Raw genomic sequence first — 21354 nt, 5'->3', positions numbered from 1 at the left:
ATGGGAACGCCATGACCATCAAGCCACTCATCATTCTTCCCGATCCCGTTCTCCGCCAGCTATCCAAGCCGATCGAGCGGGTGGATGCCGACCTGCAACGCCTTGCCGACGACATGCTGGAAACCATGTACGACGCGCCGGGCATCGGCCTTGCCGCAATCCAGATCGGCGTGCCGCGCCGCATGCTCGTCATCGACGTGTCGCGCGAGGGCGAGGAAAAACAGCCGCAGGTTTTCATCAACCCGGAGATCGTCAAATCCTCCGACGAGCGCTCCGTCTACGAGGAAGGCTGCCTGTCGATTCCGGATTATTATGCCGAGGTCGAGCGCCCGGCAGTCGTCTCGGTCAAATATCTCGACCGGAACGGCAAGGAACAGACGGTAGAGGCTGACGGCCTGCTCGCCACCTGCCTGCAGCACGAGATCGACCACCTGAACGGCGTGCTGTTCATCGATCACATCTCGCGGCTGAAGCGGGAAATGGTGATCAAGAAATTCAGCAAAGCGGCAAAGTCGAAGGCGCTCTGAGTGGGTCGTTGAAAAATCACCGGCGAGGCACTATGATATCATCGATATCATGATGGAGGTGCCGAATGGGTGACCTGCTTATTCGAGACGTTCCGGATGCGATGAAGCGGCAGCTTCAGGAAAGCGCACAGCGCAACGGTCGCAGCCTTTCGGAAGAGGCGATCGAAATCATCCGTCAGCAGATTGCGGTGAAGCGCGCAGGCGTTTCCGCCGGACAGCGCCTGCGCTTTCTCATGGGCGAAGAGAGACTGAGCGATGAAGAAGTGGAAGCAATCGCCGCATCTCGCCATGAACTCGACCGCGAACCGCCGCGTTTCGAGACATGATCGTTCTCGATACGAATGTGATTTCCGAATTGCAGGGGAAAACCCACAGCGAGCGGATATTGAACTGGCTGGACGCTTACGACGTTGAGACGCTTTTCCTGACGACGATCGTCGTCGCAGAAATGCGTTACGGTCTTGAACTCCTTGACGATGGCAGGCGAAAGACGGCGTTGATCTCCGACTTCAATCGGATCGAGTCGGAATTTTCAGGCCGTATACTCGGCTTCTCCCTGAGCGCGGCGAACCGCTATGGCCTGGTGGCCGCGGAGCGTAGAAAGGCGGGGCGGCCGATGGAAACGAAGGATGCCATGATTGCCGCCATCTGCCTTGCAAACGGCGCGACGCTCGCCACTCGCAACACCAGAGATTTCGAGGGGCTTGATCTCAAGCTCGTAAACCCGTTTGAAGACGGCTGATCTTCATTTAGTGAGATAGAATGTCTCTTCGCATCATCTTCATGGGAACGCCGGAGTTCTCGGTTCCGACCTTGCGCCTGCTCGTCGACGCCGGGCACAGCATCGTCGCCGTCTATACCCAGCCGCCGCGGCCAGGCGGCCGGCGCGGACTCGATTTGCAGAAATCGCCGGTGCATCAGGCAGCTGAATTGCTTGGTCTTCCAGTCTTCACGCCGGTCAATTTCAAGGACCCCGAGGAGCGCGACAGATTTCGCGCCTTCAATGCCGATGTCGGCGTCGTCGTTGCCTACGGGCTGTTGCTGCCGGAGGCGATTTTGAACGGTACTCGGGATGGCTGCTATAACGGCCATGCCTCGCTGCTGCCGCGCTGGCGGGGTGCTGCTCCCATCCAGCGGGCGATCATGGCGGGTGACACGAAGACCGGCATGATGGTGATGAAAATGGACAAGGGTCTCGATACCGGCGCCGTGGCACTCACCCGCGAAGTCGAGATAGGCCCCAATATGACTGCTGGCGAATTGCACGACCGGCTGATGCTCACCGGCGCCAAGGCGATGGCGGAAGCCATGGTGAAGCTGGAGATGAATGATCTGCCGCTGACGCCGCAGCCGGAAGAGGGCGTGCTTTATGCCGCCAAGATCGACAAGGCCGAGACCCGCATCGATTTTTCCAGGAACGCCAGGGAAGTGCACAATCATATCCGTGGCCTCGCGCCATTTCCCGGTGCCTGGTTCGAGCTTGAGATCGGTGGCAAGCCGGAGCGGGTGAAGGTGCTGGCTTCCGAGCTGGCAGAAGGGCAGGGTGCTGCCGGGCAATTGCTGACGTATGATCTCGTGGTTGCCTGCGGCTCGGGCGCGGTGCGGTTGACCAGGCTGCAGAAGGCGGGCGGCAAGGCGCTGGCTGCGGCCGATTTTCTCAGGGGCACGCCGCTTGCAGCGGGCATGAGGCTTTCCTGATGCCGCGGTTTCGCATGACCGTCGAATATGACGGCGGCCCCTATGTCGGCTGGCAGCGGCAGGAGAACGGTCCCTCGGTACAAGGCGCGATCGAAGCGGCGGTGCTGTCGCTGACCGGCGAGACGGTGTCTGTCCGCGGCGCCGGACGCACCGATTCCGGCGTCCACGCCATAGGACAGGTGATCCATGCCGATCTTTCGAAGGATTGGTCGCCCTACAAGCTGCAGAACGCCTTGAACGCACATCTGAGGCTCGCCGGCGAGCTCGTCTCCATTCTTGACGTCGAGGCGGTTCCCGAATTCTTCGACGCTCGCTTCTCCGCAATGAGACGCCATTACCTCTACCGCATCGTCAGCCGCCGGGCGCCGCTGGCGCTCGAAGCCGGCAAGGCCTGGTGGGTGCCGAAGGCGCTCGACCACGCAGTCATGCATGCCGCCGCGCAGAAACTCGTCGGCAGGCACGACTTCTCCACGTTCCGTTCCGCCCATTGCCAGGCGCACAGCCCCGTGCGTACGCTCGACCGGCTGGATGTGACGCGCAACGGCGAGCTGATCGAGATCCGCGCCACGGCGCAGAGCTTCCTCCACAATCAGATCCGGTCCTTCGCCGGCACGCTGAAACTCGCCGGCGAGGGCAAATGGACGCCGGAGGATGTGCAGGCAGCGCTCGAGGCGCAGAATCGCAAGGCTTGCGGCCCGGTGGCGCCGCCGGAAGGCCTTTACTTCATGCAGGTGGATTATCCCGAGGTGATCACCGACCGCCGCAGACCGGTCAGCGATACCGATGCCGATGAGAATGACGATTTGCCGTAGCTTGATCAGATGGGAAAGATGCCGAGGAAGTGCTGTAGATATTCCGAAAGGATCATCGACGGCACAAGCAGCACCAGCGTCAGAGCGCCGACCATCAGCGCGTGGCCTTGGCAGATCATCCGGAGAATGCGCGCCAGCACGAAAACCCGCGCAAGCATGAAGGCGAGCCCCAGCAGGGAGACAAAGCCGACGGCACCGGGCAGGAAAAACACAAGCGCCAGCAGCAGCCCGTCAATATAGGAGAGCGGCACCCAGAGCCAGTTGACGCTGACGACGACAGGCGCGAAGCGCTCGCCCATGCGGAAGGCAAGCATCAGCAGCCCGGCAAAGACCAGCGGCACGAACCAGTTGGCGACTTCGACGAGGCCGAGCCGGAAGTAGAAAGCGAAGCCGACATCGGCGTTCGGCGGCATCAAGCGCAGGAAGGCCTGGCGCAGCCAGAGCCAGGAAATACCCATCGGCGGCAGGCACCAGGCTATTGCCCAGAACGAGCGGTTGACGCCGCGCTCCGATATGTCGAGGAAGCGGAAGCCGCGGGGGTCCAACCGGATCAGCAGCCAAAGGCCGGCCAGATAGTATTGAACTTCCCTAAGACCCGGCATTGGCGAACCAGCGCGCGATGAACGTTTCGTAGATCGCCGTCAGCATTTCCAGATCGGACACCGCGACGCGCTCGTCGACCATGTGCATCGTCTGGCCGACGAGACCGAACTCGACCACGGGGCAATAATCCTTGATGAAGCGCGCATCCGACGTGCCGCCGGTGGTGGAAAGCGCCGGCGACCGGCCGGTCACGCTCTCAATGGCTGATGACAGCGAGGCAATCAGGCCGTTGTTGCGCGTGAGGAAGACATGGCTTGGCCGGTCGGCCCAGACGATGTCGTATTTCACTGGCTCCCGGCCCGGCCTGAGCGCGCCGTCCTTGGCGGCAGTATCGAGACGGCGCAGGATCTCCGCCCGCAGCGTCTCCACCGTCCAGCTGTCGTTGAAGCGGATGTTGAAACTTGCTGATGCCTTCGCCGGAATGACGTTCGTCGCGGGATTGCCGACATCGATCGTGGTCACCTCGAGGTTCGACGGCTGGAAATCGTTGGTGCCGCCATCGAAGGGTGGATCCATCAGCGCATGCGTCAGCTGCAGCATGCCGCGCACCGGATTGTCGGCAAGGTGCGGATAGGCCGCATGGCCCTGTACGCCATGCACGGTGATTTTGCCGGACATCGAGCCGCGCCGGCCGATCTTGATCATGTCGCCGAGGTGATCCGGATTGGTCGGCTCGCCGACGAGGCAGGCATCCCAGCGCTCGCCGCGTTCGGCCGCCCATTGCAGGAGCTTGATCGTGCCGTTGATCGCCGGGCCTTCTTCGTCGCCGGTGATCAGGAAGGAAATCGAGCCCTTGGGCGGTCCGTTCTTTTCGATGTGGCGGGCGACGGCGGCGACGAAGCAGGCGATGCCGCCCTTCATGTCGACTGCGCCCCGACCAAAAAGCTCGCCCTTCGAAATCTCGGCGGCAAAGGGCGGATGCGTCCAGGCGGCTTCGTCGCCGACGGGTACGACATCGGTATGGCCGGCAAACATCAGGTGCGGGCCGTCGCCGCCGAGGCGCGCATAGAGGTTCTCGATATCAGGCGTGCCGGCCTCGCTCGCCTTCACCCTGTCGATCTTGAAGCCGAGCGGCGAAAGCATTGCGTCGAGCGTTGAGAGCGCGCCGCCTTCCGCTGGTGTCACGGAGGGGCAGCGAATCAGCGCCTGCAGATTGACGACGGGGTCGGTAGCGGTCATGGCGGTCGAACTATCCGGCGGGAATGGCAAAGACATGGCAAGGCGGGAGCCGCCTCGCCTAAAAGGACGCCGTCTGTTTACCGGATCAACGTCCAGATGTCATCAATCTCTGAGCAGCTCGTTGATGCCGGTTTTGGAGCGGGTCTTTTCATCGACGCGCTTGACGATGACGGCGCAGTAGAGATGCGGCGCCTGCAGGCCATTTGCCATCGTCGCATTGCCAGACGGCATCGAGCCGGCGACGACGACCGAGTAGGGCGGCACTTCGCCGTACATCACCTCGCCGGTGGCGCGATCGACGATCTTGGTCGACTTGCCGATGAAGACGCCCATGCCGAGTACGGAGCCTTCGCGGATGATGCAGCCTTCGACCACCTCGGAACGGGCGCCGATGAAGCAATTGTCCTCGATGATCGTCGGGCCGGCCTGCATCGGTTCCAGCACGCCGCCGATGCCGACGCCGCCGGACAGGTGCACATGCTTGCCGATCTGCGCGCAGGAACCGACCGTTGCCCAGGTGTCGACCATCGTGCCTTCGCCGACATAGGCGCCAAGATTGACGAAGGACGGCATCAGGATCGCGTTGGGCGCGATATAGGCCGAGCGGCGCACGACGCAGTTGGGCACGGCGCGGAAGCCGGCGGCGCGGAAATGATTCTCGCCCCAGCCCTCGAATTTCGAAGGAACCTTGTCCCACCAGGTGGAATTGCCCGAGCCGCCTTTGACCACGTCCATGTCGTTCAGGCGGAAGGAAAGCAGCACGGCCTTCTTCAGCCACTGGTTCACCGTCCAGGCGCCGTCGGCGCCGCGTTCGGCCACGCGGGCCTTGCCGGCGTCGAGCAGATCGAGCGCTGCTTCGACCGCGTCGCGAACCTCGCCCTTTGTCGACGTGTTCACATTATCGCGATTGTCGAAGGCGGCTTCGATGGTCTTTTCGAGGGATGCGAGGTCGGTGGCGCTCATGAGAATTCCTTAAACTTCGATCTTTATCGTGGAGACGGCGGAGTCTCTAGAATTGCGATCGGCGGTGTGTCCTGCTCTACAGCATGCACCCGTAGAACGGAATGATTTTTCGGACAAGATCATATCTGGATTCAAGGCGTTGTAGCGACATATCCGGTTTCACGGCCGGCAATACTGAAAGGCATTTCGATATGGCGAAGGGACGAAACGGCGGTTCGCGGCGCAAGGATGGTGTCTGGGACCCGCTGAAGAGCAGTTCGATCGACCGGCAGCGCGCCGAAGCGGTGCCGAAAACGCCGCAGACGCTGTCGCCCGCGTATCGCCTTGCCTATGTCGACGAGGATTTCCTCTGCCGCGAGGAACTGCGGCCGATCCGGCTGCAGTTGGAATTGATGAAGACGGAAATGATGCTGACCGAACGCGGCATCAAGTCAACCGTCGTCATGTTCGGTGGCGCCCGCATTCCCGCCCCGGGCCAGAGCGCCTGGGCCGCCCGCAACGAAATCCAGCGCGCCAATCTGGAGGCAGCTTCCGTCTATTATGACGAGGCGCGCAAGTTTGCCCGGTTGTGCTCGAAATATTCGGCGACCTTTAACTTCCACGAATATGTCATCGTTACCGGCGGCGGCCCCGGCGTGATGGAGGCGGGCAATCGCGGCGCGGCCGATGAGGGCGCGCCTTCGATCGGCCTCAACATCGTCTTGCCGCATGAGCAGGCGCCGAACGTCTATGTCACGCCGGAGCTCAGCTTCAACTTCCACTATTTCGCTATCCGCAAGATGCATTTCATGGTGCGCGCCAAGGCGATCGCGGTCTTCCCCGGCGGCTTCGGCACGCTCGACGAATTTTTCGAATGCCTGACATTGATCCAGACCGGCCGCATGGAGCGTCTGCCCCTAATCCTCTTCGGGGAGGCATTCTGGAAGAGCATCATCAATTTCGACGCATTGGCCGAATTCGGCACGATCGCGCCTGACGACGTCAAGCTGATCAGCTTCGTCGAGACGGCCGAAGCCGCGTGGAAGATCGTGCAGGATTTCTACGAACGCCGCGAATGACGGTTCGCGTGCAGCATTTCTATTGCAAGAGACATAGGAGATCTCTTTCCCTGCGGCGGCAGGGAAAGAGCGGAGTCAATGGTATGTCCGGCCTTACAGGAACGGCCGGTCCGGCATATCGTCGATCGAGATGACGCCGTCCTTGTTGCGGTCCATCCGCGCAAACAGCTTGTCCATGGCGGCTTCGGCTTCCTGCTTGGAAATCTGGCCGTTCTCGTCGGTGTCGATCCGCTGCATCATGATCGAGGCATGCATCATGTTGCCGCCGTGGTGCATCCAGCGATGCCCGTCACGACCCTCGTGACCGCCGCGCGGCGGCCCTCCCTGGTCGTCATTATCCGGCGTCGCGACTGCGGCGTTTGCATCCTTGTCGTCGCCGGCCTCCTGCTTGCGCTGATCTCTCATCGCCTGCAGTTGCGTTTTCCGGTACTCGCGGATTTCGCCCGGGGTCAGTGAGCCGTCCTTGTTGGTGTCGATCGCGGCGAAAAGCTTGTCGACGCCGGCTGTCGCCTCGTCCTTGGAGACCTTTCCATCCTTGTTGGTGTCGAACTGCTTGAGCATCCAGACATAGGTGATTTCGCGGAAGGCGGCAGGCCCCGCGCCGTGCATGCCGGGGTGCTGACGCGGCCCGTCACCGGGTGCGGCAAAACCTGCCCCGGCGGCTGCGCCGAAGATGAGGGTGGAGGAAAGCGCTGCCAGTATCAGCTTGTTGCGGTACATCGTGTTTGCCTTTCGTAAGGTGTCCCCTCACGAAAGAAGCTATGGCAGCAGGCCCGAAAGACCCAGTTAAACATCGGTAAGCTGAATGAAAACTTCGTAATGCTTCAGCCGGTAATCTTGCCGAGGAAGGCAGCGAGGTCGTCGGTGACGAAATCGATATGATCCTCCTCGCCGCTGGTCTTTTCCCACCATTCGACGACCGTCTCTTCCAGATTCCGCGGCACCAGCAGCACGGTCTGCATGCCGAGCGCCTTCGGCACCGTCAGGTTGCGCGGCAGATCCTCGAACATGGCGGCCTTGCCGGTTTCGACGCGCTTCAGCGCGGTGAATTTGTCGTAGGTCGCCTGCGCGGGTTTCGGCACGTAGTCGGCGGCGACAATGTCGAAGATATCGTCGAAATGCTCGAGAATGCCGAGCGCGCCGGCCGTCATTTCGGCATGTTTGACGCTGCCGTTGGTGAAGATGAACTTACGCCCCGGCAGCGCCTTGATCGCCTCGCCGAGTTCCGGCTGCGGCGTCAGCGCCGAATAGTCGATCGCATGGGCCTTTTCGAGGAAATCGTTCGGGTCGATGCCATGATGGATCATCAAGCCCTGCAGGGTCGTGCCATGGTCGAGATAATATTGCTTCTGCAGCTTGCGCGCCTCTTCCCGCTCCATCTGTAAGAGTGCGGCGACATAGGCGGTCATGTTCTTGTCGATCTGCGCGAAGAGATTGACATGATGCGGATAGAGCGTGTTGTCGAGGTCGAAGACCCAGTCTGTAACGTGCGCGAAATCGGCTTTATCAGGCGTGCGGTCGATCTTTGTCATGGCGGTCTTATGGCACGGCTTCTCCGCCAAGGAAATCGAGAAGAAAAAATAGACGCCCGATTTTCGGCGGACGGCCAGGGCCGAGGATGCTAGAAAGCCGACATGCTTTTCGAACGCCCTGATGACGATACGCTCTATGACGCCCTGATCGCGCGCAGCGCCGATTATGAGGGCCAGGCCTATGTCTGCGTCAAAACGACGGGTATCTTCTGCCGTCTGACCTGCCCGGCGCGCAAGCCGAAGCGGGAAAATACCATCTTCTTCGACACGATCGCCGCCTGCATGCATTCCGGCTTTCGCCCGTGCCAGCGTTGCAGGCCGCTTGAGCAGCCGGGAAGGGAGCCGATCGTCGACGAGCTGCTGGCGCGGCTCGACAGCGAGCCGGAGGTTCGCTGGACCGAGGATGAGCTTGTGCGCAGAGGCCATGATCCATCGACCGTGCGCCGCGCCTTCAAACGGGCGCTCGGCATGACCTTCCATGATCTCGTCCGCTATATCAGGCTGGGCGAGGCAGCTCGGCAGCTCGCCGATGGCGCGCGCGTCATCGATGCGCAGCTTGACGCGGGGTATGAATCCCCGAGTGGCTTCCGGACGGCTTTCCAGCGGCTCGTCGGCAAAGCGCCGGCGCTCTCGCAGAACCGCGAACTGCTCTTTGCCGGCGGGTTCGACACGCCCCTCGGGCCGATGATCGCGGTCGCCGACAAGACGCATTTGCATCTTCTCGAATTTCACGACCGTAAGGCGCTGCCGACCGAGCTCGAGGCTCTGCAGAAACGCGTCCGCTCCTCGGTCGCGATCGGCCGCACGCCGGGGATAGACCAGATCGAGGCGGAAATCCGGGATTATTTCGATGGACGGCTGACAACCTTCAAGACGCCACTGGCGCTTGGACGCACGCCCTTCGAAAAACATGTCTGGGCAAAGCTTATCGAAATCCCCATCGGCCAGACGCGCGCCTACGGCGAGCTTGCCAGGGAGATGGAGCGCCCCGAAGTCGTGCGCGCCGTCGGCCGCGCCAATGGCGCCAACCAGCTTGCCATCATCGTACCCTGTCATCGCATCCTCGGCGCGGACGGATCGCTGACGGGATATGGCGGCGGGCTGTGGCGCAAGCAATGGCTGCTACGGCATGAAGAGAAGATCAGCCTACGGGCAAAGATGGAGGAGACAGTATGAACCAGAACGAAAAGGCTAAGGCATTCGGCGCATTGCACCGGAAGGGCGATCCTGTTGTTCTCTACAATATCTGGGACGCAGGCACGGCGAAGGCCGTCGCCGATGCGGGCACCAAGGCGCTGGCGACGGGCAGCTGGTCGGTTGCCGCCGCCCACGGCTATCCTGACGGCGAGAAACTGCCGATGTCGGTGCTGGTAGAGACGGCGAGATCCATCACCGCTGTGATCGACCTGCCGCTTTCGGTCGACTTCGAGGGCGCCTATTCGACCGAACCCGCTGGAGCGGCTGCCAACGTCGCCAAGCTGGTTGATGTCGGCGCGATCGGCATCAATTTCGAGGATCGGGTGGTGGAGGGCGATGGGCTCTATCCGGTCGAGAAGCAGACGGCCCGCATCCGCGCCATTCGTGAGATGGCGGAGGGCAAAAATATCCCGTTCTTCATCAATGCCCGCACCGACCTCTTCCTCGCTGAGAGCGATCTTTCGAAACATGCCGGTCTGGTGGACGAGGCGATCGAGCGAGGCAGGGCCTATGCGGCGGCCGGCGGCAGCGGCTTCTTCGTGCCGGGCCTGATCGAGCCTGCCCTGATCGAGAAGATCTGCGCGGCATCGCCGCTGCCGGTCAACATCATGATGAGGACTGGCGCCCCCGATCTGACGGCGCTGGCGAAGCTCGGCGTCGGCCGCATCAGCTATGGTCCGGGACCTTACCGGTCGATGATGGAAAAGCTGAAGCAGGACGCGGCGGCGATCTATAGCCGGCTTTGATGCCGATCCCCGCCTTGCAGGCGGCGAAAAAAGATGCGCCCTTCATATCGGTGAAGGGCGCAGCCTTCGATCAGGGAACGATCAGTGTGCCGATGCCATGCTCGGTGAAGATCTCGAGCAGGACGGAATGGGCGGTCTTGCCGTTCAGGATGACGACGCCCTGCACGCCGGCCTTGATCGCATCGATACAGGTCTCGACCTTCGGGATCATGCCGCCTGATATCGTGCCGTCGGCGATCAGCGCACGCGCTTCGGCAACGGAAAGCTCCTTGATGAGCTGGCCGTTCTTGTCGAGAACGCCGGGCACATCGGTCAGGAAAAGCAGGCGAGTGGCGTTGAGCGCACCGGCAATGGCGCCGGCGAAGGTATCGGCATTGATATTGTAGGTCGCGCCGTCACGACCGGGAGCGACCGGCGCAATGACGGGGATCATCTCGGAGCGGGCGAGCAGATCGAGCAGCGTGCGGTCGACCTCGACCACTTCGCCGACGAAGCCGAGATCGAGCACGCGCTCGATGTTCGAATCCGGATCCTTCACGGTCTTGCGCGCCTTTTCGGCGAAGACCATGTTGCCGTCCTTGCCGCAAAGGCCGATCGCCCACTCGCCGGTCTGGTTGATGAGGGCCACGATCTCCTTGTTGATCGAGCCGGCGAGCACCATCTCGACGATCTCGACCGTCTTCTGGTCGGTGACGCGAAGACCGCCCTCGAATTTCGATTCGATGCCCATCTTGTTCAGCATGGCGCCGATCTGCGGACCGCCGCCGTGAACGACGATCGGGTTGACACCCGATTGCTTCAGGAGCGCGATGTCGCTGGCAAAGGCCTTGCCGAGCTCGGGATTGCCCATGGCGTGGCCGCCATATTTCACGACAATCGTCTTGTTCTCGTAGCGTTGCATGAAAGGCAGCGCCTTGGCCAGAAGCCGTGCCTGCATTTCGCTTTCGGACTCGTTCATGGGGACCCCGCAGAATTGATCGCGGCCTTTTATCCCAAGTTTCTGACAGAGGGAATAATCCAGCAGGTAATAGTTTTTCGTATGTGACGCGGAGCCGGCGGATTTCTCTGTCCGGCGCAAACGCAGGCACAATATGAGGAACGGCATGCAAGGCGATGGGATCGCAGACCTGATCGGCCGCGTCGCGCTCGGCGACCGCAGGGCTTTCGTTGCCCTTTACAACCAGACAGGACCGAAACTTTTGTCGATCTGCCTGCGTATCTTGAAGGATCGCGCGGAAGCCGAGGAAGCCCTGCAGGAGGTCTATATCAGCATCTGGCAGCGCGCCGGGAGCTTCTCTGCAGCATCGGGTGCGCCGTCGGTCTGGCTCGCGGCGATCGCACGCAACCGTGCGATCGATATGCTGCGGGCGCGCAAGCCCATCGCCGACGAACTGGACAGTGCCTATGATCTTGCCGATTCCGCACCCGACCCGGAAAAGCAGACGGTCACAAAGGATGAAGGAAGGCGGATTGACACCTGCATGGAAGAGTTGGAAGCTGATCGTGCGGTCGCGGTGAAACGGGCTTATGTCGAAGGGCTGAGCTATCAGGAACTGGCCGATCAGTTTGGTGTCCCGCTGAACACGATGCGGACCTGGCTCAGGCGCAGCCTCTTGAAACTGAGAGAGTGCATGGAACGATGACATCGCCCGACAAAAGCAAGGGAAACCGCTCCCGCGACGAGGTTCTCGCCGGCGAATACGTGCTTGGGGTTCTGTCGCAGCAGGATCGCCGGGTGGTGGAAGAGCGCATGCGCCACGATCGGACATTCGCTGCGATCGTCAGCCGCTGGGAAGCCAACCTTTCCTCCTTCAACGACGAGTATGAAGGCGTCGCGCCGAATCGGGAAACCTTCAAGCAGATCGAGGCGCGGCTTTTCGGCGATGGCGAAAGGAGCCCGTCCTTTTCGCAAGGGCTCTGGAATTCCGCCGTCTTCTGGCGCTCGCTGGCCTTTGCCTGCATCGTCGTCGCCGTCAGCGCCGTCATCTTCGCCTCCGGCATGGTGCCGCAGCCGCATGGACCGACACCGTTGGTGGCCGAGCTTTCGGGCGAAAACAACGTCATCAATCTGCGCGCCTCATACGAGGTGCAGAGCGGCCGGTTGAAGATCGTGCCGGTTGCCGCCGGCAAGCCGGAGGAGAAGTCGCTGGAGCTCTGGCTAGTGCCTGGCAGCGGCGTGCCGAAATCGCTCGGCATCTTCAAGCCGGGCGAAGGCGGTGAACTTCTCATTCCCGCCGATTTGCGCAGTCATGTCGGCGACGGCGCCACGCTTGCCGTCAGCCTCGAACCTTTCGGCGGCTCGCCGACCGGGCAGGCGACAGGCCCTATCATCGCAAGCGGCCCCCTGCGCCGGCCATAAATCGGCACCGGCCATAAATCGTTTTCTCCTTCCTGAAACTCTTCGGCACGGCCCTCCGTAGTTCGAAATGTCCGGACGACGCTTGAGGCATAAAGCCGGCGGTCGATACCCGGCCAGAGGAGAAAATCATGATCAAGTCTGCACTGCGCGTTGCCGCGCTCGCCACCGCCATGTCAGTCGTCGCCTTCGTCGCTCACGCGAAGAACCCCACGGTCGGTGGCGCAGCGATGTTCGAAAAGAAGAACATCGTCGAAAACGCCATGAATTCCAAGGATCACACGACGCTGGTCGCAGCCGTCAAGGCCGCCGGCCTCGTCGGCACGCTCGAGGGCAAAGGCCCCTTCACCGTCTTCGCGCCGACCAACGAAGCCTTTGCCGCTCTGCCGGAAGGCACCGTCGAAGCGCTGCTGAAGCCCGAAAACAAGGCAAAGCTGACCAAGGTCCTGACCTGCCACGTCGTTGCGGCCGACGCGATGGCCAAGACCGTTGCCAAGATGATCAAGGATGACGGCGGTGAACACGACATCAAGACTGTCGGCGGCTGCGTGCTGAAAGCCAGGGAAAGCATGGGCAAGATCACGCTGACCGATGAAAACGGCGATGTCGCCCATGTGACGATCGCCGACGTCAAGCAATCCAACGGCGTCATCCACGTCGTCGACACGGTGCTGCTGCCGAAGATGTAAGCCGGCGTGCGATCACATGGGGCGCTCTTCGGGGGCGCCCCCTAATGCGAGCGAGAATGATGTGTGCTGTCGTGCAATCTAAAGCTTCCAGAAGAGGGCGCGATAACCGCCGCTGAGGCTATTGGGCCGCTTCGGCTCTCGGGAAGACGAGTGAGACACTCATGCCGGTATCCGGCGACGAGGTCACTTCCACTTCGGCGCGGGCGTTTTGTTTCAGGGACTGTACGATCATCGCGCTCAGCTTTCCCGGGTGCGGCCAATTCACATCTTGGGGAAGACCGATCCCGTTATCGGCGACGGTGATCCTGCACCCGGTATCGCTGACGACACAGCGGAGCGTGACCTCCCCGCCATCACGCCCGACGAAGGCGTGTTTGAGCGTATTGGTGAGGAGTTCGTTGATGACAAGGCCGGCCGGCATGGCCACGTTGACCGAGACTGGCCAGGTATCGACCTTCATGTCCAGCCGGATACCTTCCACTGCGTGGGCCGCCATCACCGAGGCGGCGATCTGGCTTACATAGGTGCCAAGATCGATTGTCCCGCCCTTTTCTTCGTCTGATAGCGAGCGATAGAGGAGAGCCAAGGCTTCAATCCGCCCAGCAAGGCGGGCAAATCTTTCGCTTTCCTCACTCTGTTGAGCATTGCGCGCCTCCATCCGGATGAGCGCCGTGATCATCTGAAGATTGTTCTTCACGCGGTGCTGAAGTTCGCGCAGAAGGACATCTTTCTCCGTCAGCAACTCGTTGAAGCTCTGATCAGCTGCCGCCTCATTGCGAGCCGCAAAGGCCACCAATCGGAAAAGCGGAGTGTCGTCGTCGTCGATGATGGTATTCGACCAGACATCGATAATCGCCGTGCTCTCAGCTTCGGCTGCCAGCGAGAAGGCACCAACATACTCCTCCGCAGAGGTCACAGCGGCGGTGAGTGTCGCTTCTCCTGAGACTGCGGTTGAATTTAATTCGATTTCCGACCAGCGTTTTCCCTGGACCTGCGTTGCCGCCAGCGCCGTCAGCCGCTCGAATTCGAGGTTGACGTAAATCAGTGCCTCGTTGCCGCCGAGTTCGGAGACAGCCACCGCGAATGGAACATGATCGAGAAAATGTCGAAACCGGTCGTCATCGAGGGCTTCGGCAAGATGAGGCATATTGCCGACGCCTTCGGGCGAAAGGGGCTGGTCCTTGCTGTCGGTCATCAAATATTACTCGCGGGCGCGGCTGCTCTTGCGCAGCATGAGAGTGAAGGGTTGCTTTAAAAGCTGCGGGGAGGCAAGCGCAATCAACGCCGGTCATTCATGCAGACAGTTCTGTTGTGCGACGATTATTCCGGGCCGTGATCTAGGCTCGGTCATATGTAAAGGACGTTAGCAGCATGGTGACGAAATTACTGGCTTTTTCTTTGACCAGGACTTCAGTCCATTCATCTGTCCCGCGCAGCCGCAAATCCGTGTAAATGCTGTCCACGGCCGCCTCTTCGATACGCTTGATATGCGTCTTGAACGATTCCTCGCCGCCGCCGTGATACATGTCCCGGATAACCATGCGTAAGATCTCCTGAATAGCGATCTGCCAAGCCGTGTTGATCGCCTGAAGTTCCTTCGTATCCTTTGTCATTGATGCTTCCTTGGGTGCAATTGAACCGTGACATCACCTGATTTCGCGATGTTCCGGAGATGGCGATGCGGTGAAGTCCATGTGCCGGACGCGATCTCCCGGCGACGGCGAATCAACCACGCTGGCTTGCCTTGTGGTTGGAAAACAAAAAGGCCAGGCAAATCGCCTGGCCTTGAATTGATAACGTGCTTCCGGCAGTGCCAGTACATCCGTGGTCAAAGGAAAGCAGATATCGATTTAAGCGTTCTGGAGATTGCAAGCGGACATCTTGCCCGACTTGCTGTCACGCTCGAGTTCGAAGCCGATCTTCTGGCCTTCGACGAGATCGCGCATTCCGGCGCGCTCGACGGCGGAGATGTGAACGAAGGCGTCAGCGTCGCCATTGTCAGGTTGAATGAAGCCGAAGCCTTTGGTGGAGTTGAACCATTTAACTGTGCCGGTGGTCATGATGAACCCTTTCATAGCAATATTTGAAGAACCGCAGCGCCACGGCGATGCGGATGGTGATAGCGATTTTTGAAAGGAAGTTCGTTCAGGGCGCGGTGCTAATCGCGCGATAACCAAGCCAGCAAGCAAAATTCGATGGCCGCTATGTAGCTCAGCAAATGTGCGTCGTCAACCAATAGTTTTCTGGTGACGCACTATTCAACCTCTAGGTGCTACGGCAATCTTTGCACTAAAGAGGAGGCCGCTTCCGGAAAAACCATCGAGCCGTGACATGCGGAAGGGAGCTTAGGAAACGAGCGAGGCATTAGGAGGCCTCTATTTCCAGTTGGCGATGCCGACGGTTTCGGCGATCGCCTGGCGCAGGTCGTCCAGCCCGTCGCCCTTTTCGGACGAGGTGGACAGCACGGCGGGATAGGCGGCCGGGCGCTTGCGGATCCTTTCTGCCGTTTCGGAAAGCAGCTTCGGCACAGCGGGTGCCTTGATCTTGTCGGTCTTGGTCAGGACCAGCTGGTAGGAGACGGCGGCCTTGTCGAGCAGCGTCAGCACGTCCTCGTCGTTCTTCTTGATGCCGTGACGGCTGTCTATCAGAACATAGACGCGCTTGAGCGTCGCACGGCCGCGCAGATAATCGAAGACGAGTTTGGTCCATTTGTCGACCTGCTCCTTCGGCGCCTGCGCATAGCCATAGCCCGGCATGTCGACGATCGCCATCGGCGGCAGGTCATTGCCTTCGCCGGAATAACCGTCCGGGACGAAATAGTTGAGTTCCTGTGTGCGCCCCGGCGTGTTCGACGTGCGCGCCAGACCCTTCTGGCCGACCAGCGCGTTGATCAGCGACGACTTGCCGACATTCGAGCGCCCGGCAAAGGCGATTTCCAGCGGCCCTTCCGGTGGCAGGAAGTTGAGCGACGGTACGCCGCGGATGAAGATCCAGGGGTGGCCGAAGAGCGGCTTTTCGGTTTCGGGCATGCGGCCTCGGTAATCTCCGGGTTTGGTCTTCTATCGGGCTTCGTGGTTTTGCAAGGAGATGTCAAGCTTGCAGGCGACCCTAAGGCGATGTCTTCTTTCCCTCACCCGCCAGTTGGAAACGAAAAACCCCGCCGAAGCGGGGCTTGACGACTGCGCCGTCATTTCGATGGCGCCGTTTTTCGTCGGAACAGGCCCTTCAGATTGTTGAAGAGCTCGATCTTGACGCCGTGGCGCTTCATGATCACCGACTGCTGCAGCACCGAGAGCGTGTTGTTCCAGGCCCAGTAGATGACCAGGCCGGCCGGGAAGCTTGCCAGCATGAACATGAATACGAGCGGCATCCAGTTGAAGATCATCGCCTGCGTCGGATCGGGCGGTGTCGGGTTCATGCGCATCTGCACGAACATGGTGACGCCCATGATCAGCGGCCAGACGCCGAGATGCAGCATTGTCGGCGCCTCGAAGGGCAAAAGGCCGAACAGATTGACGATCGATGTCGGGTCGGGCGCCGAAAGGTCCTTGATCCAGCCGAAGAAGGGCGCGTGCCGCATCTCGATGGTGATGTAGATCACTTTGTAGAGCGAGAAGAAGATCGGGATCTGCAGCGCTACCGGCCAGCAGCCGGCGATCGGATTGATCTTTTCCTCCTTGTAGAGCTGCATCGTCGCCTGTTGCAACCCCATCCGGTCGTCGCCGAATTTCGCCTTCAGCTCTTCCATCTTCGGCTGCATGCGCTTCATGTTCGCCATCGAAGCGTACTGCTTGCTGGCAAGCGGGAAGAACAATGCCTTGACGACGATGGTGGTGCACAGGATCGCCACGCCGAAATTGCCGAAGAAGCGGAAGAAGAAGTCCATCAGCTTGAACATCGGCTTGGTGATGAAATAGAACCAGCCCCAGTCGATCAGGCGGTCGAACTTCGGGATCGAGTAGGATGTCTCGTAGCCGTCGATGACGGGCACTTCCTTGGCGCCGGCGAAGACGAGGTTCTTGAGCTCGATCGATTGGCCCGGCGCAACCGTGAAGGCATCGTCCTTATAGTCGGCCTGATAGCGGGGCTGGCCGTCGCTGAAATGCGAGAAGCGGGCCTCATAGGCGGCGCTCTGCGGCGGAACGATCGTCGCAGCCCAGTATTTGTCGGTGATGCCGAGCCAGCCGCCGGTGGATTTCGCCGGCGTTACGGGCTCCTTCTCGGCGGCGGTATATTTGGTTTCGACGAGGCCATCGTCGCCGATGACGCCGATGAAGCCCTCATGCAGGACGTAGGCAGACGGCGTCGTCGGCTTGTTGTAACGCGTCACGCGGCCGTAGGAGGAGAGCGAGGCGGGAGCCTGGCCGGTATTTTCGATCTTGTCGACGACGGTGAACATATAGCGTTCGTCGACGGAGATGGTGCGGGTAAACGTCAGGCCCTTGTCGTTGGTGTAGGAGAGCGTCACCGGCGTCTTTTCGGTGAGCTTGGCGCCTTCGGGCGCGGTCCAGAGCGTCGAGGGACCGGGAACGGCGCCCGTCGTGTCGCCGCCGATATAGCCGAGTTCGGTGAAATAGCCGTCCTTGGTTTCGGCCGGGCTGAACAGCGTGATGATCGGGCTCGAGTCGTCGACGGTCTCGTGATAGCCCTTGAGCTTCAGGTCGTCGAGGCGGGCGCCGGCGAGATTGATCGAGCCGGAAAGCGCGGAAGTGTCGATGACAACGCGCGGGCTCTTCTCAAGCGCCTGCTCGCGCGTCGCCGTCGCTTCTGCCTGACCGGAAGGTGCCGCGCCGCTCGTCTGGGCCGGTGCCTGGCCGCCTGCGGCGGGCTGCTGAACCTGTTCGGTCTGCTGCTGCGCCTTCTGGGCTTCCTGAGCCTTGCGCTGAGCCTCGATGCGCGGATTCATATAGAGAAACTGCCAGCCGAGGACGATCAGCACCGAGAGAGCGATCGCAATGAAATAATTGCGGTTGTTTTCCATCATACGTTCCTGGGGCGCCCGTCTCCGGAGCGCCGGTGTTTCGGCTTGGTTTCCACGCGAAATTTCAGTTCCGCAGCCAATTCTTTGAAGGACGCCTCAAGCACGTCCCTGCGCGCGACAACCACATAGTCGTGTCCGGGCTGCATTGCAAACCCCGCATGAAGCCGCACCGCCTCTTTCAGGCGGCGGCGCATGCGGTTCCGTTCGACCGCGTTGCCATGTTTTTTGGTGACTGTAAAACCGACACGGGCTTGGCTGTCGGGTTCCTTCCGGTCGAGGACTTCGAGAAGGAAGAGGCCGCCCCGGCGTTTTTCGCCTTCGCGAACCGCAAGAAACTGCGGGCGGCTTTTCAGCCGCCCGACAGCGTGTTTTTCTTTTGTGGTCGTCAATTCGCCCGCCATCTCTTATCGGGCAACCCGGCCTTAGGCCGAGAGACGCTTGCGGCCCTGCGCGCGGCGGGCAGCGATGACCTTGCGGCCACCCTTCGTAGACATGCGCGCACGGAAGCCGTGGCGACGCTTGCGAACAAGCTTGGATGGTTGGTAGGTACGCTTCATTTATTTAAACACCGCGGAGTGCGGCCCTTCTTGAATTTGCATAGTGCAAGGAGCGTTGTTTTTCGAACGGGCGAGGCCATAAAAGGCTTGAGTGACCGGACGTGCGGCGGCTTATACGGATGAAGCCTGTAAAAGTCAATTATACCGGAGAATTTCAAGAAGGTGTCGCATCAGTGTAATTTTTCGCACTTTGGTGTTAAGAATTTCGATGCACTCCGAGAGGTTGCAAGCCACCGTCACGGCCGGTGATTTTTCGGCGGCCGGCCTGCTTTTTCAAGGAGCTGGAGGCCGCCGAGCGGGACCGGCATGGCTAATTTTCGGTAGCGATAATCGTAAACATTAGAAATGTAACTTTAAGAAATTTAGCCGATATCTAACTTCATCGGCTGGGAATTTGCTTTCCAGGCACGGGTGCAGCTAGGAGGCATTGCATTGAAGATCCGCGGCAAAATTAATCTGCTGGTTTGCGTCATGGGGGCGGTGGCGCTTTTGATCGGCGCAACGGCATTGTCTGCCATGCACGAATACAGTCGCAACCTGACGGCTTATGAGGAGGCCGCCGAACGCGCCTATGCGGGCGAGCGCCTCAATCGTTTCGTCACGGCCGTGGTCATGGAATCGCGCGGCATTTATGCCGCCAAGACGATCAAGGATACGCCGAACTTCGCCAAGGGCCTGTTGGCCGGCCTCGACGAGATCGACAAGGTCATCTCGGGCTGGGCGCCGCTTGTTCCCGATAGCGAGAAGGACGATTTTGCCAAGCTTGTTGCTCGCGCCGCGGAATTCCGCACCTTCCGCGCGGAAACGGCCCGCCTCGGCACGGAAGTCGGCCCCGAGGCCGCCAGCCAGCAGGGCAACAATGAGGCCAACCGCGCCAACCGCAAGGCGTTCCAGGCGGAAATCGACGCGGTCGTCGCCACCGACAAGGCTGCACTTGAGACGGTCAATGCCGAGATCGAGAGTTTCCGCACATGGGTGCTGATGCTCGTCCTCAGCATCACCGGCATCGGCATCTCAGCCGGCATCGGCATGGGCTTCTATATCGGCACCAGCCATCTGAGCCGCCCGATCAAGCGCGTCACCCAGGCGATCAAGCAGGTCGCGGACGGCAATTTCGAAGCCGAGGTTCCCTTTGCCGGCCGTCAGGACGAAATCGGCGAAATGGCCGCGGCGGTTGCGGTCTTCAAGGCGAACGGCCTTGCCGTCAAGCGCCTGAACGCCCAAGAAACGGCGATGCGCGCCAAGAGCGACGACCTGCAGTCGAGCATGTCGGTCGTCGTGGCCGCGGCTGCGGCGGGTGATTTCAGCCATCGCATCAACAAGGATTACCAGGACGAAAGCCTCAACCAGTTCGCCGGCAACATCAACACGCTGCTGTCGAGCGTCGACGCTGGCATCGGCGAGACCCGCCGCGTCGTCGCAAGCCTTGCCGAGGGCGATCTCACCCAGACGATGAACGGCAACTTCCAGGGCGCCTTCGCCGAACTGCAGCAGAACGTCAACAATACTTTCGCAACGCTGCAGGCGACGATGCGCGAGGTGCGCGAGACGACGGAAGCGATGAACGGCAACACGGCCGAGCTGCGCAATGCGAGCGACGACCTTTCGAAGCGCACCGAGCAGCAGGCGGCCGCCCTTGAGCAGACTTCGGCGGCGCTCGACGAGATCACCGCCGTTGTCCAGAATTCCACAGAGCGGGCGCATGAGGCAACCATCATGGTGTCCGAAGCCAAGGAGAATGCCGGCCGCTCCGGCGTTGTCGTGGGCAATGCCGTCGAGGCCATGGGCCGCATCGAGCAGGCCTCGCGCGAAATCAGCCAGATCATCAACGTCATCGACGAGATCGCCTTCCAGACCAACCTCCTGGCGCTGAATGCAGGCGTCGAGGCCGCACGCGCCGGCGAAGCCGGCAAGGGCTTCGCGGTAGTGGCGCAGGAAGTGCGCGAACTGGCGCAGCGTTCGGCGACGGCCGCCAAGGACATCAAGGCGCTAATCACCAAATCCGGTGACGAGGTGCAGGTCGGCGTCAAGCTCGTTCAGGCGACCGGCGAGGCTCTGTCTGAAATCGGCACCCGCGTCATCGCCATCAACGACCATATCCATTCGATTGCGACGGCAGCCCGCGAACAGGCGACTGGCCTCAAGGAGGTCAATACCGCCGTCAACCAGATGGACCAGGTGACGCAGCAGAACGCTGCCATGGTGGAGGAAACCTCTGCCGCCACGCACAAGCTGTCTGCCGAAGCCGACGGTCTGGTGCACCTCATCGCCCGCTTCAAGCTGTCGAATGCGCCGGCACCCGTGGCGCTTGTTCGAAACGAGGCGCACAGGCCCGTCACTTCGCCCGCCCGCCGGGCGATGGGCAAGGTCGCCCGCGCCTTCGGCGGCAATGCGGCTGCAGCCGAACAGAGCTGGGAAGAGTTCTGATCTTCGCCCACCACACACCTTCGAACGCC

The 21354-nt window shown here is 60.9% G+C and carries 25 protein-coding genes; 12 read left to right on the top strand and 13 right to left on the bottom strand.

The window, feature by feature from the left end; all coding sequences use genetic code 11:
* Window positions 1-11 precede the first annotated feature (11 nt).
* The 5 genes from def (at window position 12) to truA (ending at window position 3037) form a co-directional block, all read left to right on the top strand.
* Window positions 12-527: a peptide deformylase gene (def, locus tag EFB14_RS12580; RefSeq protein ID WP_125842059.1), complete on the top strand. Its 516-nt coding sequence runs from the start codon at window positions 12-14 to the stop codon at window positions 525-527.
* Between the two features lie 65 nt (window positions 528-592).
* The gene (locus EFB14_RS12575) at window positions 593-853 is read left to right on the top strand and encodes a FitA-like ribbon-helix-helix domain-containing protein (RefSeq protein WP_125842061.1); all 261 of its coding nucleotides are present in this window, start codon (window positions 593-595) and stop codon (window positions 851-853) included.
* Window positions 850-1269: a type II toxin-antitoxin system VapC family toxin gene (locus EFB14_RS12570; RefSeq protein ID WP_125842063.1), complete on the top strand. Its 420-nt coding sequence runs from the start codon at window positions 850-852 to the stop codon at window positions 1267-1269. The genes EFB14_RS12575 and EFB14_RS12570 overlap by 4 nt, the downstream gene beginning before the upstream one ends.
* A 20-nt stretch (window positions 1270-1289) precedes the next feature.
* Window positions 1290-2225, top strand: a complete 936-nt coding sequence (fmt, locus tag EFB14_RS12565) for a methionyl-tRNA formyltransferase (RefSeq protein ID WP_126825674.1) — start codon at window positions 1290-1292, stop codon at window positions 2223-2225.
* Entirely contained in the window at window positions 2225-3037 is an 813-nt protein-coding gene (gene truA, locus EFB14_RS12560) for a tRNA pseudouridine(38-40) synthase TruA (protein ID WP_125842067.1), read from the top strand. The genes fmt and truA overlap by 1 nt, the downstream gene beginning before the upstream one ends.
* Before the next feature lie 5 nt (window positions 3038-3042).
* Here the strand turns inward: truA and EFB14_RS12555 are convergent, their stop codons facing one another.
* From EFB14_RS12555 to dapD, 3 genes are all read right to left on the bottom strand, one after another.
* Window positions 3043-3639, bottom strand: a complete 597-nt coding sequence (locus tag EFB14_RS12555; protein ID WP_125842069.1) for a hypothetical protein — start codon at window positions 3637-3639, stop codon at window positions 3043-3045.
* On the bottom strand, window positions 3626-4819 hold the full coding sequence (dapE, locus tag EFB14_RS12550; protein WP_126825671.1) for a succinyl-diaminopimelate desuccinylase: 1194 nt from the start codon (window positions 4817-4819) through the stop codon (window positions 3626-3628). Before dapE ends, EFB14_RS12555 begins: the two co-directional genes overlap by 14 nt.
* Window positions 4820-4921: 102 nt before the next feature.
* On the bottom strand, window positions 4922-5782 hold the full coding sequence (gene dapD, locus EFB14_RS12545; RefSeq protein WP_125842072.1) for a 2,3,4,5-tetrahydropyridine-2,6-dicarboxylate N-succinyltransferase: 861 nt from the start codon (window positions 5780-5782) through the stop codon (window positions 4922-4924).
* A gap of 191 nt (window positions 5783-5973) precedes the next feature.
* Here dapD and EFB14_RS12540 point away from each other — a divergent pair, with 191 nt between their 5' ends.
* Window positions 5974-6840, top strand: coding sequence for an LOG family protein (locus EFB14_RS12540; RefSeq protein WP_125842073.1), 867 nt, complete (start codon window positions 5974-5976; stop codon window positions 6838-6840).
* Between the two features lie 93 nt (window positions 6841-6933).
* On the opposite strand, the gene EFB14_RS12535 is transcribed toward EFB14_RS12540, so the two are convergent.
* Together EFB14_RS12535 and EFB14_RS12530 are read right to left on the bottom strand one after the other, a co-directional pair.
* On the bottom strand, window positions 6934-7560 hold the full coding sequence (locus EFB14_RS12535; RefSeq protein WP_125842075.1) for an EF-hand domain-containing protein: 627 nt from the start codon (window positions 7558-7560) through the stop codon (window positions 6934-6936).
* A gap of 104 nt (window positions 7561-7664) precedes the next feature.
* On the bottom strand, window positions 7665-8372 hold the full coding sequence (locus EFB14_RS12530; RefSeq protein ID WP_126825667.1) for a pyrimidine 5'-nucleotidase: 708 nt from the start codon (window positions 8370-8372) through the stop codon (window positions 7665-7667).
* Between the two features lie 102 nt (window positions 8373-8474).
* On the opposite strand from EFB14_RS12530, the gene EFB14_RS12525 reads away from it, so the two are divergent.
* Together EFB14_RS12525 and EFB14_RS12520 are read left to right on the top strand one after the other, a co-directional pair.
* A complete protein-coding gene (locus tag EFB14_RS12525) occupies window positions 8475-9548 on the top strand; it encodes a bifunctional transcriptional activator/DNA repair enzyme AdaA (RefSeq protein WP_126825664.1) in 1074 nt (357 codons plus the stop codon).
* On the top strand, window positions 9545-10315 hold the full coding sequence (locus EFB14_RS12520; protein ID WP_126825661.1) for an isocitrate lyase/PEP mutase family protein: 771 nt from the start codon (window positions 9545-9547) through the stop codon (window positions 10313-10315). Before EFB14_RS12525 ends, EFB14_RS12520 begins: the two co-directional genes overlap by 4 nt.
* 70 nt (window positions 10316-10385) lie before the next feature.
* Here EFB14_RS12520 and argB read toward each other — a convergent pair whose 3' ends face one another.
* Window positions 10386-11273: an acetylglutamate kinase gene (argB, locus tag EFB14_RS12515; RefSeq protein WP_125842083.1), complete on the bottom strand. Its 888-nt coding sequence runs from the start codon at window positions 11271-11273 to the stop codon at window positions 10386-10388.
* 145 nt (window positions 11274-11418) lie between these two features.
* Here argB and EFB14_RS12510 point away from each other — a divergent pair, with 145 nt between their 5' ends.
* From EFB14_RS12510 to EFB14_RS12500, 3 genes are all read left to right on the top strand, one after another.
* Complete coding sequence (locus tag EFB14_RS12510) at window positions 11419-11958, top strand: sigma-70 family RNA polymerase sigma factor (protein WP_126825658.1); 540 nt, start codon at window positions 11419-11421, stop codon at window positions 11956-11958.
* Window positions 11955-12674 (top strand): anti-sigma factor, encoded by a 720-nt coding sequence (locus EFB14_RS12505; protein ID WP_126825656.1) that lies wholly within the window; start codon window positions 11955-11957, stop codon window positions 12672-12674. Before EFB14_RS12510 ends, EFB14_RS12505 begins: the two co-directional genes overlap by 4 nt.
* Before the next feature lie 128 nt (window positions 12675-12802).
* Window positions 12803-13360: a fasciclin domain-containing protein gene (locus EFB14_RS12500; RefSeq protein WP_125842089.1), complete on the top strand. Its 558-nt coding sequence runs from the start codon at window positions 12803-12805 to the stop codon at window positions 13358-13360.
* Between the two features lie 118 nt (window positions 13361-13478).
* Here EFB14_RS12500 and EFB14_RS12495 read toward each other — a convergent pair whose 3' ends face one another.
* The 7 genes from EFB14_RS12495 to rpmH form a co-directional block, all read right to left on the bottom strand.
* Window positions 13479-14555, bottom strand: a complete 1077-nt coding sequence (locus tag EFB14_RS12495; RefSeq protein WP_126825653.1) for a sensor histidine kinase — start codon at window positions 14553-14555, stop codon at window positions 13479-13481.
* 142 nt (window positions 14556-14697) lie between these two features.
* Window positions 14698-14973: a hypothetical protein gene (locus tag EFB14_RS12490; RefSeq protein WP_125842093.1), complete on the bottom strand. Its 276-nt coding sequence runs from the start codon at window positions 14971-14973 to the stop codon at window positions 14698-14700.
* A gap of 237 nt (window positions 14974-15210) precedes the next feature.
* A complete protein-coding gene (locus tag EFB14_RS12485) occupies window positions 15211-15420 on the bottom strand; it encodes a cold-shock protein (RefSeq protein WP_164737522.1) in 210 nt (69 codons plus the stop codon).
* Window positions 15421-15735: 315 nt separating this feature from the next.
* Entirely contained in the window at window positions 15736-16389 is a 654-nt protein-coding gene (gene yihA / locus EFB14_RS12480; RefSeq protein WP_125842097.1) for a ribosome biogenesis GTP-binding protein YihA/YsxC, read from the bottom strand.
* Between the two features lie 158 nt (window positions 16390-16547).
* Window positions 16548-18341, bottom strand: coding sequence for a membrane protein insertase YidC (gene yidC / locus EFB14_RS12475; protein ID WP_125842099.1), 1794 nt, complete (start codon window positions 18339-18341; stop codon window positions 16548-16550).
* On the bottom strand, window positions 18341-18742 hold the full coding sequence (rnpA, locus tag EFB14_RS12470; RefSeq protein ID WP_125842101.1) for a ribonuclease P protein component: 402 nt from the start codon (window positions 18740-18742) through the stop codon (window positions 18341-18343). The genes yidC and rnpA overlap by 1 nt, the downstream gene beginning before the upstream one ends.
* Before the next feature lie 21 nt (window positions 18743-18763).
* The gene (rpmH, locus tag EFB14_RS12465; protein WP_008524438.1) at window positions 18764-18898 is read right to left on the bottom strand and encodes a 50S ribosomal protein L34; all 135 of its coding nucleotides are present in this window, start codon (window positions 18896-18898) and stop codon (window positions 18764-18766) included.
* 432 nt (window positions 18899-19330) lie between these two features.
* On the opposite strand from rpmH, the gene EFB14_RS12460 reads away from it, so the two are divergent.
* On the top strand, window positions 19331-21325 hold the full coding sequence (locus tag EFB14_RS12460) for a methyl-accepting chemotaxis protein (RefSeq protein WP_125842103.1): 1995 nt from the start codon (window positions 19331-19333) through the stop codon (window positions 21323-21325).
* The last annotated feature ends 29 nt before the right edge of the window (window positions 21326-21354 follow it).

Source organism: Rhizobium fabae (assembly GCF_003985135.1).
GTDB lineage: Bacteria > Pseudomonadota > Alphaproteobacteria > Rhizobiales > Rhizobiaceae > Rhizobium > Rhizobium pisi.
This window is presented reverse-complemented; position numbering and strand designations above follow the sequence as displayed.